The sequence below is a fragment of the Actinobacillus vicugnae genome (assembly GCF_901687125.1).
Taxonomy (GTDB): Bacteria; Pseudomonadota; Gammaproteobacteria; order Enterobacterales; family Pasteurellaceae; genus Actinobacillus; species Actinobacillus vicugnae.
The window spans coordinates 1-19069 of sequence record NZ_CABFJY010000023.1 but is presented as its reverse complement, the minus strand read 5'-3'; the positions used below and the strand labels follow the sequence as shown (position 1 = coordinate 19069).

At 39.7% G+C, this 19069-nt stretch carries 23 protein-coding genes; 13 read left to right on the top strand and 10 right to left on the bottom strand.

What is annotated here, in order from left to right; translation table 11 throughout:
* The first annotated feature begins 10 nt into the window (after positions 1-10).
* The 3 genes from F8M47_RS06975 (at position 11) to F8M47_RS06965 (ending at position 1156) form a co-directional block, all read left to right on the top strand.
* Complete coding sequence (locus tag F8M47_RS06975; RefSeq protein ID WP_483189294.1) at positions 11-91, top strand: IS3 family transposase; 81 nt, start codon at positions 11-13, stop codon at positions 89-91.
* 76 nt (positions 92-167) lie between these two features.
* Entirely contained in the window at positions 168-530 is a 363-nt protein-coding gene (locus tag F8M47_RS06970; protein ID WP_150539410.1) for a hypothetical protein, read from the top strand.
* Between the two features lie 62 nt (positions 531-592).
* Positions 593-1156, top strand: a complete 564-nt coding sequence (locus F8M47_RS06965) for a DNA-3-methyladenine glycosylase I (protein WP_150539409.1) — start codon at positions 593-595, stop codon at positions 1154-1156.
* A 43-nt stretch (positions 1157-1199) separates the two neighbouring features.
* Here the strand turns inward: F8M47_RS06965 and hemH are convergent, their stop codons facing one another.
* Positions 1200-2159 carry a ferrochelatase gene (gene hemH / locus F8M47_RS06960; protein ID WP_150539408.1) on the bottom strand — a complete coding sequence of 320 codons (960 nt, stop codon included), beginning with the start codon at positions 2157-2159 and terminating at the stop codon, positions 1200-1202.
* Between the two features lie 275 nt (positions 2160-2434).
* Here hemH and rpmH point away from each other — a divergent pair, with 275 nt between their 5' ends.
* Genes rpmH through yidD form a run of 3 tightly spaced genes read left to right on the top strand, consistent with a single transcriptional unit; the run spans position 2435 to position 3232 of the window.
* Positions 2435-2569: a 50S ribosomal protein L34 gene (rpmH, locus tag F8M47_RS06955; protein WP_005599701.1), complete on the top strand. Its 135-nt coding sequence runs from the start codon at positions 2435-2437 to the stop codon at positions 2567-2569.
* A 31-nt stretch (positions 2570-2600) separates the two neighbouring features.
* Positions 2601-2966: a ribonuclease P protein component gene (rnpA, locus tag F8M47_RS06950; RefSeq protein WP_150539407.1), complete on the top strand. Its 366-nt coding sequence runs from the start codon at positions 2601-2603 to the stop codon at positions 2964-2966.
* Positions 2924-3232 carry a membrane protein insertion efficiency factor YidD gene (gene yidD / locus F8M47_RS06945; RefSeq protein ID WP_150539406.1) on the top strand — a complete coding sequence of 103 codons (309 nt, stop codon included), beginning with the start codon at positions 2924-2926 and terminating at the stop codon, positions 3230-3232. Before rnpA ends, yidD begins: the two co-directional genes overlap by 43 nt.
* Positions 3233-3285: 53 nt before the next feature.
* Here the strand turns inward: yidD and glnA are convergent, their stop codons facing one another.
* The 5 genes from glnA to F8M47_RS06920 all read right to left on the bottom strand — a co-directional run bounded on the left by glnA (position 3286) and on the right by F8M47_RS06920 (position 7998).
* A complete protein-coding gene (glnA, locus tag F8M47_RS06940; RefSeq protein WP_150539405.1) occupies positions 3286-4701 on the bottom strand; it encodes a type I glutamate--ammonia ligase in 1416 nt (471 codons plus the stop codon).
* 390 nt (positions 4702-5091) lie between these two features.
* Positions 5092-5919: a 3',5'-cyclic-AMP phosphodiesterase gene (gene cpdA, locus F8M47_RS06935; RefSeq protein WP_150539404.1), complete on the bottom strand. Its 828-nt coding sequence runs from the start codon at positions 5917-5919 to the stop codon at positions 5092-5094.
* A gap of 194 nt (positions 5920-6113) precedes the next feature.
* On the bottom strand, positions 6114-6737 hold the full coding sequence (gene nudF / locus F8M47_RS06930) for an ADP-ribose diphosphatase (RefSeq protein ID WP_150539403.1): 624 nt from the start codon (positions 6735-6737) through the stop codon (positions 6114-6116).
* Positions 6738-6789: 52 nt separating this feature from the next.
* On the bottom strand, positions 6790-7512 hold the full coding sequence (locus F8M47_RS06925) for a 4'-phosphopantetheinyl transferase family protein (RefSeq protein ID WP_150539402.1): 723 nt from the start codon (positions 7510-7512) through the stop codon (positions 6790-6792).
* 57 nt (positions 7513-7569) lie between these two features.
* Positions 7570-7998: an EamA family transporter gene (locus F8M47_RS06920; RefSeq protein WP_150539401.1), complete on the bottom strand. Its 429-nt coding sequence runs from the start codon at positions 7996-7998 to the stop codon at positions 7570-7572.
* 169 nt (positions 7999-8167) lie between these two features.
* On the opposite strand from F8M47_RS06920, the gene nhaA reads away from it, so the two are divergent.
* A complete protein-coding gene (nhaA, locus tag F8M47_RS06915; protein ID WP_150539400.1) occupies positions 8168-9355 on the top strand; it encodes a Na+/H+ antiporter NhaA in 1188 nt (395 codons plus the stop codon).
* 67 nt (positions 9356-9422) lie between these two features.
* Here the strand turns inward: nhaA and dtd are convergent, their stop codons facing one another.
* From dtd to proA, 3 genes are all read right to left on the bottom strand, one after another.
* Positions 9423-9857 (bottom strand): D-aminoacyl-tRNA deacylase, encoded by a 435-nt coding sequence (dtd, locus tag F8M47_RS06910; RefSeq protein ID WP_150539399.1) that lies wholly within the window; start codon positions 9855-9857, stop codon positions 9423-9425.
* Complete coding sequence (locus F8M47_RS06905; RefSeq protein ID WP_150539398.1) at positions 9854-10684, bottom strand: virulence factor BrkB family protein; 831 nt, start codon at positions 10682-10684, stop codon at positions 9854-9856. Before F8M47_RS06905 ends, dtd begins: the two co-directional genes overlap by 4 nt.
* Positions 10685-11167: 483 nt before the next feature.
* On the bottom strand, positions 11168-12406 hold the full coding sequence (proA, locus tag F8M47_RS06900; RefSeq protein WP_150539397.1) for a glutamate-5-semialdehyde dehydrogenase: 1239 nt from the start codon (positions 12404-12406) through the stop codon (positions 11168-11170).
* 218 nt (positions 12407-12624) lie between these two features.
* Between proA and mutL the strand changes: the two genes are divergently transcribed.
* The 6 genes from mutL to F8M47_RS06870 all read left to right on the top strand — a co-directional run bounded on the left by mutL (position 12625) and on the right by F8M47_RS06870 (position 18916).
* Positions 12625-14493, top strand: a complete 1869-nt coding sequence (mutL, locus tag F8M47_RS06895; RefSeq protein ID WP_150539411.1) for a DNA mismatch repair endonuclease MutL — start codon at positions 12625-12627, stop codon at positions 14491-14493.
* Between the two features lie 173 nt (positions 14494-14666).
* Positions 14667-15710 carry an alcohol dehydrogenase AdhP gene (gene adhP / locus F8M47_RS06890; protein ID WP_150539396.1) on the top strand — a complete coding sequence of 348 codons (1044 nt, stop codon included), beginning with the start codon at positions 14667-14669 and terminating at the stop codon, positions 15708-15710.
* Positions 15711-15854: 144 nt separating this feature from the next.
* The gene (gene miaA, locus F8M47_RS06885; RefSeq protein WP_150539395.1) at positions 15855-16799 is read left to right on the top strand and encodes a tRNA (adenosine(37)-N6)-dimethylallyltransferase MiaA; all 945 of its coding nucleotides are present in this window, start codon (positions 15855-15857) and stop codon (positions 16797-16799) included.
* Between the two features lie 67 nt (positions 16800-16866).
* On the top strand, positions 16867-17145 hold the full coding sequence (hfq, locus tag F8M47_RS06880) for an RNA chaperone Hfq (RefSeq protein ID WP_150539394.1): 279 nt from the start codon (positions 16867-16869) through the stop codon (positions 17143-17145).
* Between the two features lie 37 nt (positions 17146-17182).
* Complete coding sequence (hflX, locus tag F8M47_RS06875; RefSeq protein WP_150539393.1) at positions 17183-18550, top strand: ribosome rescue GTPase HflX; 1368 nt, start codon at positions 17183-17185, stop codon at positions 18548-18550.
* Positions 18551-18598: 48 nt separating this feature from the next.
* Positions 18599-18916, top strand: a complete 318-nt coding sequence (locus tag F8M47_RS06870; protein ID WP_150539392.1) for a MazG nucleotide pyrophosphohydrolase domain-containing protein — start codon at positions 18599-18601, stop codon at positions 18914-18916.
* A gap of 54 nt (positions 18917-18970) precedes the next feature.
* Here F8M47_RS06870 and F8M47_RS06865 read toward each other — a convergent pair.
* Positions 18971-19069: IS3 family transposase (locus tag F8M47_RS06865; protein ID WP_150538323.1), on the bottom strand; the 99-nt coding region annotated here is incomplete at its 5' end.

The window sequence follows — 19069 nt, the reverse complement described above, 5'->3', positions numbered from 1 at the left end:
GGAAGAATATGTGATGTATTACAACCAAAAGCGTATTAAAATGGATTTAAAAGGATTGAGCCCTGCACAATACAGAGCTCAATATTTATAGTGTACTAACCTGTCCAACTTTTGGGGGGCAGATCATGTGATTGAACAAGCGGTCTTTTTTCAGGAGAAATTTAACCATGAAAAAAATATTGTTCACCTCAGCTTTGATCAGCTCGCTTTCGGCTTGTGCACAAGTTGAACAGCCAATTGGTGGCGAGAAAGATGAGCATGGTTGCTTATCCGCAGCAGGCTTTAGTTATTCGGTTTTAAAGCAAGAATGTGTGCAGCCATTTGACATTGCAGATATTCGTTTGGCAGATCATAAAAATGATAGTTTGGCGATTTATGTGATTTTGTCGGAAGATAAATCACAAGCAGAATTGTTTTCGGCAAGCTTACCAAAAGGAACAATTTTAGATGTCGTGAAGGGAGGGTATATCTCAAAAGATAACCAGATTCGTCTAATAAAGCAGCCAAAAGACTGGAAAATTTATTTATAAACTTGACCGCTTGTAGACTTTAGTAAGCTTACAAGCGGTTCTTTTTCAGAGGAAAATGACAAATGGTGACACGTTGTAACTGGGTGGGTGAGAATGAAATTTACGTCAATTATCACGATCAAGAATGGGGTAAACCAGAATACGATGGACTGAAATTATTTGAAAAAATTTGTCTAGAAGGGCAACAGGCGGGGCTTTCTTGGATTACGGTTTTGAAAAAGCGTGAGGCTTATCGAGAAGCATTTTATCAATTCAACCCAAATCGTATTGCACAAATGACAGAAGCGGATATTGACCGCTTAATGCAAAATGCAGGGCTGATTCGTCATCGTGCTAAATTAGAGGCGATTGTTAAAAATGCAAAAGCCTATCTTGCAATGCAAGCGAATGGTGAAGATTTCAGCCAATTTATTTGGGCATTTGTGGCAGGCAAACCACAAATTAATGACGTGCCTGATTTATCCGTTGTGCCAGCGAAAACCGCCGTTTCAAGTGCTATGTCAAAAGCGTTAAAAAAGAAAGGTTTTGTGTTTGTAGGTGAAACCACTTGCTACGCTTTTATGCAGTCGATGGGGCTAGTTGATGATCATCTGAATGATTGTTGCGCTAAAAATAAGCAATGCTAAGCAAAAGGGAGATATAGCCAAAGCGCTGTATCTCCCTTTATTTTTAGATCTTATCTGCAATCAGTTTTGCTAATGCAGCGATGTGATCGGCATTTGCATTCAGCGCTGGAATATAGCGATAAGCTTGTCCGCCAGCATTGAGGAAATTTTCTTTATTTTCCTCGGCGATTTCTTCCAAGGTTTCCAAACAATCTGCTGAAAAGCCTGCACAGATTACTGCGATTTTACTTACCCCTTGTTTGGGCAATTTTTCTAATGTCTCATCGGTATAAGGCTGAAGCCATTCTTCATCACCAAAACGAGATTGATAAGTTACCAGCCATTGTTCTGCAGAAAGCGATAAGTTTTCGGCAACCAATTGAGCAGTTTGCTGACAATGTTCTGGGTAAAAATCGCCCTCGTCTTGATAGCGCTTGGGAATACCGTGAAACGAAAACAATAGTTTTTCATCTGCGGCTAATTGAATGGTGTTAGCAAGCGCCTGAATATAAAGCGGTTCGTTATGATAGCTATGGATAAACTCAAATGGCACAATTTTACGCTGTTGAGTTAAACCTCGAGCAAAAGCATCTAATACCGAAGCCGTAGTTGTGCTGCTATATTGTGGATAAAGTGGTAACACAATAATTTTGCTCACGCCAGCTTGAATAAGGCGATTGGTTGCGCTTTCAATACTCGGCTTGCCGTAGCTCATCCCTAGTTCGACTAGCACATTTTTGCCCTGTTGATCAAAATGATGCTGTAGCGCTTGTTGTTGTTGGCGAGAGATTGCTAGTAACGGTGAGCCGTGTTCTGTCCAGATCGCACGATAAAGTTTGGCTACTTTAGGAGATCGTTTGGGCAAAATGATCCCATTTAAGATCAATTGCCATTTGAATTTAGGTAAATCGATCACACGTGGATCGCTAAGAAATTGTTTTAAATAGCGTTTTACCGCGGGTGTAGTAGGTTCGTCAGGTGTGCCAAGATTTGCCAGTAATACGCCAATTTTGTGTGAAGTCATACTAAAACTCAGTTAAATGATGAATGGAAATAGCCAAATTTTGCGTTAATTTGTGGACGAAAACAAATAGAATTTTGCTGTTAATTACAGAGATAGGTGATAATCTATAACAAGCGGTCTGTTTTCCGAAAAACTTTGCAAATAATCTTATGCTATTTTGCTTTCATCCTTGATTTTTGTTTAATTTATCGGTAAAATCGCAACTCTTTTTTATAGTCCTCGTTTGGCAAAGATTTAATTCCAGCCAACATATTTAAATATTTAGGTAGATAGCAATGAAACGTACATTTCAACCTTCTGTATTAAAACGTGCTCGTACTCACGGTTTCCGTGCTCGTATGGCTACTAAAAACGGTCGTCAAGTTTTAGCACGTCGTCGTGCTAAAGGTCGTAAATCTTTATCTGCATAATTTGCAGTTAAAGCAAAGCCTTATCACATCAGTGAAAAAGCTAACCTTTTCTCGGGAGCTACGTTTGTTAGCTCCCACTCAATTTAAAGCTGTGTTCGAACAACCATTTCGAGCTAGCACCCCCGAACTTACTATTCTCGCTCGCCATAACAATATCGATAATCCTCGTCTTGGTTTAACTGTTGCTAAAAAGCATTTAAAACGAGCCCATGATCGCAATCGTATTAAACGTATTGTGCGTGAAAGTTTTCGCTTAAAACAACACGAACTACCAAACTTAGATTTTGTTTTTGTCGCAAAAGCGGGCGTAGGTAAGCTAGATAACGCAACTCTATTTGCGATGTTGGAGAAGCTATGGGCTCGTCACATCCGTCTAGCGAAAAAGCATCAAGCGTAACACACACACCATCATTTGGTGCTCGTTTGCTATTGCTACCCATTTATTTTTATCGTTATTGTATTAGTCCGTTAATTGGGCCTCGTTGTCGCTTTTACCCAACGTGTTCAACCTATGCAGTGGAAGCGATTAAAATCCATGGCGCAATCAAAGGCGGCTGGTTGGCGGCGAAACGTATTGCACGTTGTCATCCTTGGAGTGAAGGCGGTGAAGATCCTGTACCGAGCTGTTGCCATAAACAATATTCGCATAAAGATCATCACTAAAAGGGCAATAAAAAAGGCGACCAAAGCGGTCGCCTTTTTCGATCTTTTTGCAATTATACGTAGTACATTTCAAATTCTACTGGGTGTGGAGTCATATTTAGACGTTCTACTTCTTTACGACGAATATTGATATAGGCTTCAACAAATTCTTTAGTGAATACGCCACCTTGAGTTAAGAATTCGTAGTCTGCTGCAAGTGAATCTAACGCTTCTTCTAATGAACTTGCCACTGCTGGAATCTCTTTAAGCTCTTCTGGTGGTAAGTCATAGAGGTTTTTATCCATTGCATCGCCTGGGTGGATTTTATTAATCACACCGTCTAGACCCGCCATTAATAACGCTGCAAAGCAGAGATATGGGTTTGCTAATGGGTCTGGGAAGCGTGCTTCAACACGTGTTGCTTTCGGGCTAGTTACCGCAGGGATACGAATTGACGCTGAACGGTTACTTGCTGAATAAGCTAATAATACAGGTGCTTCAAAACCTGGTACTAAACGTTTGTATGAGTTTGTGCTTGGGTTAGTGAATGCGTTTAATGCTTTAGCGTGCTTAATGATACCGCCGATATAGTAAAGTGCAGTTTCAGATAAGCCTGCGTATTTATCACCCATAAATACGTTTTTACCGTCTTTGCTTAATGACATATTACAGTGCATACCTGAACCGTTATCACCAGCAAATGGTTTTGGCATAAAGCAAGCTGTTTTACCGTGTTCTAATGCCACGTTTTGTACTACATATTTATAGATTTGTGTTTCGTCCGCTTTGAGGGTTAAACTATTGAATTTAGTCGCAATTTCATTTTGGCCAGCGGTTGCTACTTCGTGGTGATGTGCTTCCACCACTAAGCCCATTTCTTCTAAAATTAAGCACATTTCTGAACGAATATCATGTGCTGAATCAATTGGTGCAACTGCACAGTAACCACCTTTTTTCAGTGGACGATAGCCCGTGTTACCGTCTTCATATTTACGGTTAGTATTCCAAGCCGCTTCAATATCATCAATTTTGTATGATACGTTGTTCATACCGACGTTATAGCGCACATCGTCAAATAAGAAGAACTCTGGTTCTGGACCAAACAGTACGCTGTCAGCAATGCCTGTTGATTTTAGGTAATTTTCCGCACGAATTGCAATTGAACGTGGGTCACGATCATAAGATTGCATTGTGTTTGGATCGTAGATGCTACAGCGGATGGTAAGAGTAGGAATTCGAGCAAAAGGGTCAACAACAGCGGTTTCAGCGATTGGCATTAAAAGCATATCGGCTTTATTGATTGCTTTCCAACCTTCAACAGATGAACCGTCGAACATTTTACCTTCTTCAAATAAGTCTTCTAGATCGTCGCCGATTAAACTTACTGGTAGTGAAACACCGTGTTCTTTACCTTTGATATCGGTAAATTTTAACATTACGAATTTGATATCGTTATCTTTGATTAAATCAAATACTCTTTTTACAGACATTGTGGAACTTCCTTCAAGCGGGTTGATTTTCACAGGAATTTGCGAAAGCAAAAAGATACAAGAATTTGGGAGAATTTTAAATAGATCGCACGAATTATTTGCAAAAATTTTCGATTCGAAACTAAAAAACTTTCGAAATTAGCAGATTTCGCAATTTAATCGTTTGCGTCTAACTCAAATTAGACAGTAAAAATAAAAATTAGTGCATTTTAGTTACGAAATGGAGATTATGGTCAGATCACTACAAAAAAGAATCATTATCACGAACTATTTATAAATTCACGCGTCTATTTATGCGTACGGACTTGATTCGGACAGTTAAAAATTTTATTCATTATGTAACAAAATAGGCTGGGTTCACACCTAGCCATTTTTATTTTTGTCATCGGATTAATAACCTTTGGAGCGGAGATCTGGTAAAAATTCGTTGGAAGTTAATCGTTTCACTCTGGTTTCTATACGCCCGTCTGCAAACAAACTGAGTTCTCGCCAGCCTTGAGGTAACAAATCAAGCGTAAATTCATTACAATTTGGTTTGAACTGAATACAAGTTGAGGGAGTTGCTAGCACGCGATAATTTTTCCAAATCGCATCTACTTCTTGGTGAATATGCCCATGTAAAATCGCTTTAACATTTGGGTAATGACTTAATACTTCAGCTAGTGCATCGCTGTTTTTCAAGCAGTGTTGATCAAGCCACGCGGAATTAGTTGGCAAAATATTGTGGTGCAATCCTACCAGCACATAACGTTCAGGATATTCGGCCAATTTGCTCTCTAACCAAGCGAGTTGTCCAAAAGACAAATTACCGCTTGGTGCATTTGCTACTTGGCTGTTGAGTAACAGAATTTGCCAATGTGATCCCGCCAAAATTTGTTTTTCGGGTTGGATATGCGAATGTTTAGCTAAATATAAGCTCATTTGCGGTTGTTGATCGTGATTGCCTTCTAACCAAAAAATGGGTTTGCCAAGCTGTTTCACCATTTCAGCAAAACGGTGATAGGCTTCAGGGTTGTGATCTTGAATTAAATCGCCTGTAGCAAGCACCGCTTCATAGTTAAATGGAGAGTGCTGAATTTGATCAAGCACTGCTTGAAAGCTATCAGTGGTGTTTACGCCAAGCAATGTGTCATGTTTTGCTGAGAATAAATGAGGATCAGTGATTTGCAGTAATCGCACCACGGAGTCTTTTTTCTCTAGTGAATAAAATTCGTTCATTATTTTCTCCTTGTGTAAACGATTACTTGCTGTTTATTACTTTACTACGTTAATTAAGTTTATCAGCTCCCGATGATTAAAAATGAGCGCTATGCCTCATTTTTCACAGAAATTTACGTTTGCTTGCGTATTTATGAGTAAGTTCGCCCTCATAACAAGGGCGAGAGTAGTTAGTCTATTACTTTAGTGATTTCTTACTTTCGGTATTTTTGGTAGTTAAGCTGTAGCCATTGCAAGCCAACAACCGCAATAACATTATCAATTTTACCATCACAAACCCATTGATAAGCCTGTTCACGGCTGACGATATGTACCAAAATATCTTCTCCTTCTTCTTCTAAGCCATGCACAGCGCCAGATTGAACCGTTGAGCTATCTACTAGGCCAAGAAATAAATGCAAACGCTCTAATTGGCCACCAGGACTGTCCCAAATACTAAGTGCATGTTCCACTTTTTCCACCAATAAGCCCGCTTCTTCTTGTGCTTCACGAATCGCAACTTCGGCAGGATCTTCATTCTCTTTATCAACCATACCTGCAACAAGTTCTAATAACCATGGTGATTTATCAGAAGTTGGATCGTAAGCGCCAATGCGTACTTGCTCCACTAAAACCACACTATCTCGCACTGGATCATAAGCAATCAGAGCCGAAGCCGCACCTTTAATTAATAATTCACGAATGACTTCACCACTCATTTCGCCTGAAAAGAGTTTATGACGAAAGTGCATTTTTTTCAGTTCGAAATGACCTTTATATACGGTTTCTTGCTTGATCATTTGCAAATCATTTTGTGAGAACCGAAGAATCTCTGACATATAAAATCCTTAGCTTTTAAATAAGCGGTTTAGATAAAGAAAATTTGTAAATCTATAAGTGATTGTTGGTATTTACTTGATAAACAAGCGGTCGAAAATCTGAAATTTTTTGCAAATTACCATCTTTCCATTGGCTTAATGGCGCATTGAAATTTATTGGTGCTTGATAAAAACAACATAAATAAAACGGCAACTGATGATAAAAATCGAGTTTTCCTTCAGGGCAATAAGCAGAGTAAATCAAGCGCTGTTTTGGAAAATGTTGTACTTCGGATAGCTTTGCAATACCCGCACCTTGTGATTTCAACACCGCCTCATGTAAACACCAGCTCAGATAAAAACGATCGATCAGTTTGGTAAATGGCGTATGGTTTTGCGTTAACAAGCCCTCAATTTCTTCTGCATTCGCATAGTAATGAAGCAGCTCTACATAGTTTCTGGCTTTTTGTGGATGTTCAATATCAATGCCAACTTGTAATTTTTGCTGGTGATAGCTCAAGATTACCGCTACCCAATCACCTGAATGGCTAATGTTAAAATCAATTTGATCATGTGTCACAAAAGGTCTGCCACTCACGGTACGGTGGATTTCTGCTAACAGATCTAACGGCAATTGGTGTTTTTCAAACAGCTTAGTCAATAAAAATTGAGCGGTTTGGCGGCTTTTCCAACGTTGTAATTGGCGTTGGGTCAGCCCTGCGGGTGGTAAAAAAGGAAGTGGTATCGGCTCATCATTGTGAGCAAATACCACTTCGACAATTGGAAATTGTGGCATAAATCGTGTGTTACAAGCGGTCAAGTTTAACGAAAATTTTGCAAAGATATGCTTATTTTAGCGCTTTATTGCAAGGGTTAAAACACCTATAGCAATCAATCCAATGCCAAGCCAATCCTGACCGCTTGGGCTTTCGCCTAAAAAGATTACCGCAAATAGTGTTACGAGCACGATGCTTAATTTATCAATAGGGGCAACTTGTGAAGCATTGCCCATTTGTAAGGCTTTAAAATAGGCAAGCCATGAAATACCTGTAGCTAAGCCTGAAAGCACTAAAAACAACCAATTTTTGCCTGATAATGAGCTAAATGGCTGCCATTTTCCGCTATAGGTAAGAAAAGCGATTAAAGCGAGAATAATAATGACGGTTCTGATAAAAGTTGCAAAATCGGAATCAATGCCTTGTAATCCAACTTTAGCAAAAATAGCAGTAAGTGAAGCAAATAATGCGGAGGCTAGCGCCCAATAAAGCCACTCATTTGACATAACCACTCCTTAAATTGATTTAAAAATAAGCAAATAGGTGAAGTTTATCGCCTATTTTAACAAAATTACAGCAAAATCTACTTTTTTATTGGTTAAAAAAAATGTTAAGGTCGCTAAAGAGGCAAAAGGATAGTTCCAAATATACCTCATTTAACGATAGGAGATTTTTATGATCAAACAGATTCAGAAATTTCTGAAACTAGAAGCAGCAAGTGGAATCTTGTTATTGGTTTCAGCTTTGCTGGCGATGATTTTTGCCAATACTGGCTTGAAACAACTTTATTTTAGTTTTTTACAAACTGAAGTTGCGATTAAATTTAGCGCATTCAGTATTGATAAACCGTTATTAATGTGGGTAAACGACGGTTTTATGGCAGTGTTCTTTATTGTGGTTGGTTTAGAAGTTAAGCGAGAATTGTTTGAAGGTTCTTTATCAAGCTACCAAAAAGCAGCATTCCCTGCCTTTGCGGCTATTGGTGGTATGGTAGTGCCCGCTTTAATTTATTGGATGATTAACCGTGATTTTGAGGCTTATCAAGATGGCTGGGCAATTCCTATGGCAACTGATATTGCATTTGCACTCGGGATTGTCGCGCTATTAAGTAAACAGGTTCCACCTGCACTAAAAGTGTTTTTATTAGCATTAGCGATTATTGATGACTTAGGTGCTATCGTGGTGATTGCGTTATTCTTCTCGCATGAAATGAGTATGCAAGCACTAACTATTGCGAGTATTGCGATTTTAATTCTGATCGGCATGAACCGCTATAAAGTAGTCGGACTGATGAACTATGCTATTATTGGTACGGTTTTATGGGCTTCAGTTTTAAAATCAGGTGTACATGCAACATTAGCAGGTGTGATTATTGGTTTCTGCATTCCGCTTCGTGGTAAAAATGGTGAAACACCACTTTACCACTTAGAACATACTCTCGCACCATGGTGTTCGTTTGCGATTTTACCGCTATTTGCTTTCTCAAATGCAGGTGTTTCGCTCAGTGGAATGGACCTAGAGCAGATTACTTCTCCGTTACCACTTGGTGTTGCGTTAGGTTTAATTATTGGTAAACCTGTAGGTGTATTCTTATTTAGTTATTTAGCAGTATTATTACGTATTGCGAAATTACCGAGAGGAATTAGATTCAAACAAATTTTTGCAATTGCAGTATTGTGTGGTATAGGCTTTACTATGTCGATGTTTATTGCAGGACTTGCTTTCGGTGAAGGAAATAATGCTGACAATTTAGCGCTTGCTCGTTTAGGTATTTTAATGGGCACATTTGTTTCAGCATTTATTGGTTACTTCTTACTTAAAGTAACCAATAAGCCAAGAGTGAAACTTGCTAAAGCAATATAAGCGGTCAAATTTCTATGATTTTTGACTAATTTAATGCCCTTGCCTTTATAGGCTTGGGCATTTTAATTTATACCTGCAACCAAAACGTAACAGGACCATCATTTTGCAGGCTAACTTGCATATCTGCAGCAAATTGTCCTGTTTGCGTATAAATTTTTTGAGCCGCCTGTTGATGAAAATATTCATATAATGCATTGGCTTGCTCAGGAGCAGCGCCACGAGAAAAGCTTGGTCGCAAACCTTTATTCGTATCGGCAGCTAAGGTAAATTGCGATACCACTAATAAGCTACCGCCTGCTTGCTGAACATTTAAGTTCATTTTGCCTTGCTCATCAGAAAATACACGGTAGTTCAGCACTTTTTCGAGTAATTTATCCGCTTTTGCTTGATCATCGCCTTGTTCCACACCGAGTAACACTAATAACCCTTGTGAAATTTCGCCTACAGTTTGGTTTTCTACTTCTACTTTTGCCCACTTTACACGCTGAATTAAGCCAATCATAAATTAAATTTTCCTTTTTTCATTTCATTATATACATTTAAGGTTGAAGTAATTAATCCGCCAACCAGTACCACTTGCCAGCTCAAATGAATCCATAACAGCATAATTGGCAATACCGCTAGTGCGCCATAAATCGCTTGATAAGATGGAAAGGTGGTAATGTACCAAATAAAAGCTTGTTTTCCTAAAGTAAAAAATATAGCAGCAACAATCGCACCAAGCATTGCGTGGGATATTTTCACCTTAGTATTTGGCACCCACCAATAAATAACGGTAAACAGTAGCCAAATCAAGATAAATGGTGTGTATTGCAATAGCCATTGACTAAAAGATAGTGCACCTGTTTCACTGAAAATTGCCATTGAAAAAATATAGGAACTAATGGCGATACTACCACCTGCTAACAGAGGTGCAAAAAATAGAATTGCCGCATAAAGTAAAAACGAGATAAAAATGGACCGCTTGCGACGGTTTTGCCACATATTATTGAGGATTTCATCAATGCTTTTAATCAGCATTAACGCCACCACGACTAAACCAATGGTGCTGACAATCCCCATTTTTTTTGAGTTGGCGACAAATAGATTGAAGTATTCTTCCACCATATCACCAGCATTGGGCGCAAAGTTATTATAAATCAGCGCTTGGAGCTGTGTGGTGGCTTCTTCAAACATTGGAAATAGGGTAAAAATAGAAAGTACCACCATAATCAATGGTACGATTGCTAGCATAGTGCTATAGGTTAAATAGCCTGCAGAAATTGGGATATTGTGAATTTTCCAGCGCTTGATAAATAGCTTAAGAAAAAGTGGTAATGCAAAAGACATTATTTTCCCTTATTTTGATTTATTTTTCCCCAGTATAAAAGAACTACGTAATAGAAAAAAGTAGTAAGATAAGCTTTATTATTTTGATGAAAAATTCACGGTAATTATATAAATGCAAGATTTAGAGGAAAAATGTCAGAGAGCGTAGTTAAATTATTAACTGACATAAGTTGGTTTATTTCTCATTCTTTTTTAAGCCAAAATGCAGTTATTTTTGTGTTTTCTTGGGCGGTCGCTGGCGGCATAATGAGCTATCTTTCAGATAAATATCTGCATTTATGGAGCGCTAAAATTGTATTAGCTATTTTTTTAGTTTTGGCTTATTTTTCATTTGTTATATTCTCGTTTTCGCAATAGCAGTTTCTTTTACCGATGGATTTAATATCAATTTACTCTTTCCTTTATTCAAAATGATCTGACCCCAAAAAGTTAGACACATTTAATTCAAGGACTGGGTTCTGTATTCAACAGGGCTTAGTCCTTTTATTTTCTTACCAAATAATCGCCTTCGCAGACCCATTTATAGGTTGTGAGTGCCTCTAAGCCCATTGGGCCTCGTGCGTGCAATTTTTGGGTGCTGACCGCCACTTCTGCACCTAAGCCAAATTCAGCACCATCGGTAAAACGGGTACTTGCATTGATATAAACTGCCGCTGCATCAACTTGTGCGACGAATTGGCGAGCAAGTTGGTAATCAGAAGTTAAAATCGCTTCTGAATGTTGTGAGCCATATTCACGAATATGCGCAACCGCTTGTGCTAAATTATCCACCACCACTACATTTAAATCTAATGAAAGCCATTCTTGGCGCATTCTTTGCTCATCAAGCGGTTCAATTCCATCAGCTTTTTGCAAAGCATCTGTATGTAGCATTACGCCTAGTGCTTTCATACGATTTGCAAGTTTTGGTAAAAATTCGGCCGCTATTGCTTTGTCCACTAGTAATGTTTCGAGCGTATTACAAGTACTTGGGCGCTGGGTTTTTGCATTGACAATGAGTTCAAGGGCTTTGGTTTGGTCGGCACTTTGTTCAACAAACATATGGCAAACACCAATTCCACCAACAATCACGGGAATCGTCGAATTTTCTTTACAGAATTGATGTAAACCTGCCCCCCCGCGAGGAATCACCATATCAATATAGCGGTCGAGTTTTAATAATTCGAGCAATAACGCACGGTCAGGATCGGTTACCGCTTGCACCGCAAGTTTTGGTAATCCCGCATTTTCTAACGCCTGTTGCACAACATCTACCAACACCGCATTGGTAAATTTAGTTTCTTTACCGCCACGTAAGATTATCGCATTTCCTGTTTTTAAACAGAGTGAAGCCACATCAATTGTGACATTTGGACGAGCTTCGTAAATGGTTAAAATTACCCCGAGAGGCACACGTTGGCGCTCAATTTTTAATCCAGAATTTAATACGCCACCGTCAATCACCTGCCCAACAGGATCCGCAAGTTTTGCCACGTTACGCACATCATTTGCAATACCTTGCAAACGACTTTCGTTTAGGAATAAACGATCGATAATAGCGGTCGAAATTCCCTGATTTTTGGCAAATTCAATATCTTTTGCATTTGCCTCAAGAATTTCTGCAGAACGTTGTTCAAGCTGATCGGCAATGGTTAGCAATGCCTGATTTTTTTGTAGATTTCCGAATTGAGCCAGTTCAATGCTGGCAATTTTTGCTTGTTGAGCGAGGGTAATCATTTGCATAGTGGTGTTTCTCGAAGAGTTGGAATAATCGACAGTCTATCATAGCTATTTGGCTAGATTAAAGTAGAAGTTTTTGGGTAATTAATCAGAAAAATAATTCTTCAGTAGCTTTACGAAAATATAATTTTAAGCACAGTTGCCAATAAGCGGTGCTTTTTCTACGCAATTTTGTAGATTTTCGGTAGAATGCAGTATTTTTGATTAACAATATTCACGCTATGACTCAACATCTTATTCATATCCTTCCTCCGCAACTTGCTAATCAAATCGCCGCTGGTGAAGTGGTAGAGCGCCCTGCCTCTGTGGTGAAAGAATTGGTTGAAAACAGCTTAGACGCTGGTGCTAGTCAGATTCAGATTGATATTGAAAAAGGCGGGGCACAGTTGATTCGTATTCGAGATAACGGCTGCGGTATTAGTAAACAAGATTTGCCATTGGCATTAGCTCGTCATGCTACCAGTAAAATTGCTAGCCTTGAAGATTTGGAAATGATTTTAAGCCTTGGCTTCCGTGGTGAAGCGTTGGCGAGTATTAGCTCGGTTTCTCGCCTTACACTAACTTCTCGCCCAGAAGGACAGAGCGAAGCGTGGCAAGCTTATGCACAAGGGCGTAAAATGGAAGTGGAAATCCAGCCCGCTTCACACCCCGTTGGCACTACGATTGAAGTAGCGAATCTATTTTTTAATACGCCCGCTCGCCGTAAATTTTTGCGTACTGATAAAACGGAGTTTGCGCATATTGATGAAGTGGTACGCCGTATTGCGTTAGCGAAGCCAAATATTAGTTTCAGTCTTAGTCATAACGGCAAAATGGTGCGCCAATATCGTAAAGTGCAAGATAATTCGGTTGAGCAACAACAGCGCCGAGTAGCGGCAATTTGTGGTGATGAGTTTATTCAAAATGCGATTCACCTAGATTGGCAGCACGGCGACTTGCATTTATCTGGCTGGATTGGTTTGCCAGCAATTTCACGCCCACAAAATGACTTGTGTTATAGCTATGTGAACGGTCGAATGATGCGTGATAAAACCATTAATCATGCAATTCGCCAAGCCTATGAAGCGACTAATATTCCCGTTGGTAATTATCCTGCATTTGTAGTGTTTTTAGATATTGATCCAAGCCAAGTAGATGTCAATGTGCATCCAGCCAAGCACGAGGTGCGCTTTCATCAAGGGCGTTTAGTACATGATTTTATTTTGCAAGGTGTGCAAACCGCATTACAGGGGCAGAGTGTGCTTGCAATAGATAATCAGGTACAAGAGCCGATGCCTGCTTATCAACGAGATACCAACCGAATTGCCGCAGGTAGCAATAGCTTTTTAGGCTCACAAGCGGTTGAACTTGCAGAAAATTTTACAAAAACAACCACTTCTCGCACCTCTTCAAACTACACGCCTCGCACGACTAGCGTGTCTAAATCAGCCCAAAAATGGTATGGCGAATTAGTGAGTGCGCCAGTAATTTTTGCTCAAGAAGAACAGTTGGAACAATTTGAATCAGTAGCACCTACAAGCGAACTTACTCAAATTACGCCGTTGGATGTGATATCAAGTGTTACGCCAAATAGCACGCCCACGACAGGGCATTTGCAAGCGCTGGCAATTGTACAAAATCAGGCGTTGTTACTGAAAGCGGATCAACAATTCTATTTGATTTCATTAGAAAAATTGGCACGTTTACGTTTTCAAGCACAGCTTGCAAAAGGTGAAGGGCAGCCGTTATTAATTCCGCTTAATTTAAGTTTAAATGACGGGCAAGCCGAGCGTTGGAAAATGTTGAAAACAAGTTTGGCGGAATTAGGGTTTGTGATTAGCGAGAAGGCGTGGCAAGGACAAATTCGACTTTCAGTTAGCCAAGTACCTCGCTTACTTAGAGAGCAAAATTTGCAGCAAATTTTATTGGGGATACTTGGAGCACAAGCGGTCGAATTTTCACAATTTTTTGCAAAATTTGCGCCAATTCCGACCGCTTATAGCCTTGCTGAAGCACTAAATTGGCTGGCGGAAATTGAACAATTTGCTGCAGCAGATTTAGCAAAATTAAAGGTGGAGGTTGATTTCAGCACATTTTTATCACAGCTTTAGCCATAATTTTATTGTGGTCTAATTCATTGTTTTTATTCAATTTTTGTGAAGCATATCAAAAAAATACATATTTCTGATTGCACAAAAAAAGTACTGGGGCATACTGATTTCATTCTTCATTTCAAATGAGGAATAATCCTTACCGTTATCTTTAATTCATAGGAGAAATCATTATGAAAATGCGAGCTGCTGTGGTTGCACCACAATGTGATGGATCGATTGAAATTGTTGAACGTGATATTCCAGAAATCAAAGGAGGTGAAGCGCTAGTTGAAGTGGAATATTGTGGCGTGTGTCATACAGATTTGCACGTCGCTGCGGGGGATTACGGCAAAAAACCTGGGCGTGTGTTAGGTCATGAAGGCATTGGGATTGTGAAGTCGATTGCACCTGATGTAACCAGTTTGAAAGTGGGCGATCGAGTCAGTATCGCTTGGATGTTCGAAAGCTGTGGTGCTTGTGAATATTGTACGACAGGTCGTGAAACCTTATGCCGTAGCGTGAAAAATGCAGGCTATACCGTAGATGGTGGCATGGCGACCCATTGTGTAGTTAGCGCAGACTATGCGGTAAAAGTGCCAGAAGGGCTAGACCCAGCACAAGCAAGTAGTATTACTTGCGCGGGGGTAACCACCTATAAAGGTATCAAAGTATCTGGCGTGCGTGCAGGGCAGTGGATTGCGATTTATGGTGCTGGTGGTTTAGGTAATCTCGCAGTGCAATATGCGAAAAAAGTGTTTGGCGCACACGTGATTGCGATTGATATTAATGATGACAAACTTGCTTTCGCCAAAGAAGTCGGCGCCGATTTAACCATTAACCCACTGAAAGAAGATAGTGCTAAAGTAATTCAAGAAAAAGTAGGTGGCGCACATGCAGCAGTGGTTACTGCGGTATCTAAACTTGCATTTAATGCTGCAGTAGATTGTGTGCGAGCAGGTGGGCGAGTAGTCGCAATTGGGCTTCCGCCAGAAACGATGGATTTATCTATTCCTCGTATTGTGCTTGATGGCATTGAGGTGGTGGGTTCATTAGTAGGTACTCGTCAAGATTTAGCTGAAGCGTTCCAATTCGGTGCGGAAGGATTGGTAGTGCCTTTGGTGCAATTACGCTGTTTAGATGAAGCAAATGATATTTTCCAAGAAATGCGTGATGGTAAAATTCAAGGACGAATGGTTATTGATATGAAAAAAGGCTGTGGTTGCGCCAATCACTAATCATTAAACATAAAACGGTCGTCAGTTAAATACTTGCGACCGTTTGTGTTTTTATCCTATAGATATTTGGGCTTTTTGCAAATTTCCGTTAAAATTCGACCGCTTATTAGCTAGCGATAATAAACACTACTTTAATAGAACAAAATGAAAAATAAACCTCTTGCAATTTTTTTAATGGGCCCTACTGCTTCGGGCAAAACAGATTTGGCGATTGCTTTGCGCCAAACGCTTCCTGTGGAAGTCATTAGTGTTGATTCCGCCCTAATCTATAAAGGAATGGATATCGGTACTGCTAAACCAAGCAAAGCTGAATTAGCGCTTGCGCCTCACCGCTTAATTGATATTTTAGATCCGAGTGAAAGCTACTCGGCAATGAATTTTCGTGAAGATGCACTGCGTGAAATGGCAGAAATTAGCGCAAGCGGTCGAATTCCGTTATTAGTTGGCGGAACAATGTTGTATTACAAAGCTTTGTTAGAAGGGCTTTCGCCATTGCCTTCGGCAGACCCTGCTATTCGTGCTGAAATTGAAGCTAAAGCACAGAAAATTGGTTGGGGCGGTTTACATACAGAATTACTAAAAATTGATCCTGTTGCGGGTACACGTATTAATCCGAATGATAGTCAGCGTATCAATCGTGCATTGGAAGTGTTTTATATTACGGGCAAAACCATGACTGAATTAACTGCTCAGCAGGGTGAAGGTTTGCCTTATGAAGTATTACAATTTGCAATTGCTCCACAAGATAGACAGGTCTTACATCATCGAATTGAACAACGTTTTCATAAAATGATGGAACTTGGCTTTCTGCATGAAGTCGAAAAATTACATACAAGGCAAGATTTACATAAAGATTTACCTTCTATTCGTTGTGTAGGATATCGTCAAATATGGGAATTTCTTGATGGTGATATTTCTCTTGATGAGGCAGTGTATAAAGGTATTTGTGCCACTCGCCAGCTTGCCAAGCGCCAAATTACTTGGTTGAGAGGCTGGGGAAGCGAAATCGAATGGCTTGATAGTTTAGATCCGACCAGTTCAAGGTTGAAAATGGTTGAAAAGATCGAACAAAAATGGCGTAATCTATGATAATATCTCAACTGCTTTTGGCAGAATTAAGACGGTATTTAACACAAAAATAAAAAAGGAAAAGAAAATGGCAAAAGGTCAATCTCTACAAGATCCATATTTGAATGCACTTCGTCGTGAGCGTATTCCTGTTTCAATTTATTTAGTTAACGGCATTAAATTACAAGGTCAAATTGAATCGTTCGATCAATTCGTAATTTTATTAAAAAACACCGTAAGCCAAATGGTTTATAAACACGCAATTTCGACTGTGGTTCCCGCTCGTTCAGTTTCGCACAACAACGGCGGTGCTTCACATGCTCAACAAGCACAAACAGTTGAAGCATCTACAGACAAAGCGGAATAATTAAGCTATTACTACGCAAGCTTTTTTTACCGAGCAAATACCAAATACAGATGAAAATGCTGTATTTGGTTTTGCTTTATCTGAGAATCAGCAACTTGCGCATAAAGCGCCATCTGAGCACAAAGATAAAGCAATTTTAGTCCACCTCTTTCTTTCTCAACACAAAGATATTGAGAATCTCACCGAGTTTCAAACCCTTGCAGAATCAGCAGGCGTTGAAATCGTCGCCACATTAACTACTTCTCGTTCAGCGCCTCATATCAAATATTTTGTTGGTCGAGGTAAAGCAGATGAAATTGCACAAGCCGTAGAGGAGCTAGGTGCAACGGTCGTCTTAGTTAATCACGAGCTTAGCCCTTCTCAAACACGCAATTTACAAACATTATGTGAATGCCGAGTAGTGGACAGAACAGGTTTGATTTTAGATATTTTTGCGCAACGGGCTCGTTCACACGAAGGTAAATTGCAAGTTGAATTAGCACAGTTAAAGCATTTAGCGACACGTTTGGTGCGCCGTTTAGGCAATCAAGATCAGCAAAAGGGTGGCGCAGTAGGTTTGCGTGGTCCTGGGGAAACTCAGCTTGAGACTGACCGTCGTTTGATCAAAGTGCGCATTCAACAATTGCAAAACCGCTTAGAAAAGGTGAATAAACAGCGCAGTCAAAATCGTAAAACTCGCCAAAAAGCGGATATTCCAACCGTTTCTCTGGTGGGTTATACCAATGCGGGTAAATCGACACTATTTAATGCGATCACCAATGCGGGGGTATATGCGGCGGATCAGCTGTTTGCTACTTTAGATCCCACTTTGCGCCGTATGCAAATTCAAGATGTTGGCACCACTATTTTGGCTGATACGGTGGGCTTTATTCGCTTTTTACCACATGATTTGGTTTCCGCATTTAAATCAACTTTGCAAGAGACCACGGAAGCGAGCTTATTGCTACACGTAATTGATGCAGCAGATGATCGTAAAAATGAGAATATTGATGCGGTTAATCAGGTGCTTGATGAGATTAGTGCTTTAGATATTCCAATGCTGTTGGTGTATAACAAAGTGGATAAATTGGAAGGCATTGTGCCACACATTGAGCGTAATGATGATGGAAAACCCATTGCGGTTTATCTTTCGGCACAGGCTAACCAAGGCATTGATTTGTTATATGAAGCGATTCGAGAGCGATTACGCAACGAGTTAGTGTGTGAAAATGTGTTATTACCTGCCACGGCAGGGCAGATTTACACTCAATTTCGTTTGCAAAATTGTATTAAACAAGAACGTTTTAATCAGTTTGGCGACCGATTAGTTGCGTTGGAAGTCGATTTAGTGCAGTGGAATAAATGGCTAAAACAATTTCCTGAATTGACGGAATATATTGAATTCGCAAGTTGGGAAGAAGAGTAGAATACAAGCAGTAGAATTTCTGCCGCTTTTTGCATGTTGGGGTAATAAATGAAAATCGAAGATTATCAAAATTGGGTTAAAGAATTTTATCAAGCGCAGGGCTGGTATCAGTATAACCCATTTATTCGAGTGAATTTTTTAAGTGAAGAAGTTGGTGAAGTTGCACGGGCGGTACGAGCGATTGAAATTGGTCGAGATCGTCCTGATGAAACAGAAGCTTCATATCAGCACAAAAAAGATTGCCTTGTTGAAGAGCTTGGTGATGTACTTGATAATTTATTTATTTTGGCGGATAAATACGATATTTCGATTGAAGAAGTAGTAGAAAAGCATAAAGCTAAATTTACTAAGCGTTATGCAAAATAAAGATAAAAAATGACCGTCTATGAGTATGATCTGACCCCAAAAAGTTAGACACATTTAATTCAAGGACTGGGTTCTGTATTCAACAGGGCTTAGTCCTTTTAGTTTCACTTGAATACGCTCGTGGTTATAGTAATACATGTACTCGTGAAGGGT

What these genes read in the sequence shown, in the direction of transcription:
- hemH (WP_150539408.1), bottom strand. Translation starts at nt 2,159, where the DNA reads ATGACTTCACACAAAATTGGCGTATTACTGGCAAATCTTGGCACACCT.
- dtd (WP_150539399.1), bottom strand. Translation starts at nt 9,857, where the DNA reads ATGATTGGCTTAATTCAGCGTGTAAAGTGGGCAAAAGTAGAAGTAGAA.
- glnA (WP_150539405.1), bottom strand. Translation starts at nt 4,701, where the DNA reads ATGTCTGTAAAAAGAGTATTTGATTTAATCAAAGATAACGATATCAAA.
- miaA (WP_150539395.1), top strand. Translation starts at nt 15,855, where the DNA reads ATGAAAAATAAACCTCTTGCAATTTTTTTAATGGGCCCTACTGCTTCG.
- mutL (WP_150539411.1), top strand. Translation starts at nt 12,625, where the DNA reads ATGACTCAACATCTTATTCATATCCTTCCTCCGCAACTTGCTAATCAA.
- F8M47_RS06870 (WP_150539392.1), top strand. Translation starts at nt 18,599, where the DNA reads ATGAAAATCGAAGATTATCAAAATTGGGTTAAAGAATTTTATCAAGCG.
- F8M47_RS06970 (WP_150539410.1), top strand. Translation starts at nt 168, where the DNA reads ATGAAAAAAATATTGTTCACCTCAGCTTTGATCAGCTCGCTTTCGGCT.
- F8M47_RS06925 (WP_150539402.1), bottom strand. Translation starts at nt 7,512, where the DNA reads ATGCCACAATTTCCAATTGTCGAAGTGGTATTTGCTCACAATGATGAG.
- F8M47_RS06920 (WP_150539401.1), bottom strand. Translation starts at nt 7,998, where the DNA reads ATGTCAAATGAGTGGCTTTATTGGGCGCTAGCCTCCGCATTATTTGCT.
- hfq (WP_150539394.1), top strand. Translation starts at nt 16,867, where the DNA reads ATGGCAAAAGGTCAATCTCTACAAGATCCATATTTGAATGCACTTCGT.
- adhP (WP_150539396.1), top strand. Translation starts at nt 14,667, where the DNA reads ATGAAAATGCGAGCTGCTGTGGTTGCACCACAATGTGATGGATCGATT.
- rpmH (WP_005599701.1), top strand. Translation starts at nt 2,435, where the DNA reads ATGAAACGTACATTTCAACCTTCTGTATTAAAACGTGCTCGTACTCAC.
- nudF (WP_150539403.1), bottom strand. Translation starts at nt 6,737, where the DNA reads ATGTCAGAGATTCTTCGGTTCTCACAAAATGATTTGCAAATGATCAAG.
- F8M47_RS06965 (WP_150539409.1), top strand. Translation starts at nt 593, where the DNA reads ATGGTGACACGTTGTAACTGGGTGGGTGAGAATGAAATTTACGTCAAT.
- proA (WP_150539397.1), bottom strand. Translation starts at nt 12,406, where the DNA reads ATGCAAATGATTACCCTCGCTCAACAAGCAAAAATTGCCAGCATTGAA.
- nhaA (WP_150539400.1), top strand. Translation starts at nt 8,168, where the DNA reads ATGATCAAACAGATTCAGAAATTTCTGAAACTAGAAGCAGCAAGTGGA.
- F8M47_RS06905 (WP_150539398.1), bottom strand. Translation starts at nt 10,684, where the DNA reads ATGTCTTTTGCATTACCACTTTTTCTTAAGCTATTTATCAAGCGCTGG.
- cpdA (WP_150539404.1), bottom strand. Translation starts at nt 5,919, where the DNA reads ATGAACGAATTTTATTCACTAGAGAAAAAAGACTCCGTGGTGCGATTA.
- yidD (WP_150539406.1), top strand. Translation starts at nt 2,924, where the DNA reads ATGGGCTCGTCACATCCGTCTAGCGAAAAAGCATCAAGCGTAACACAC.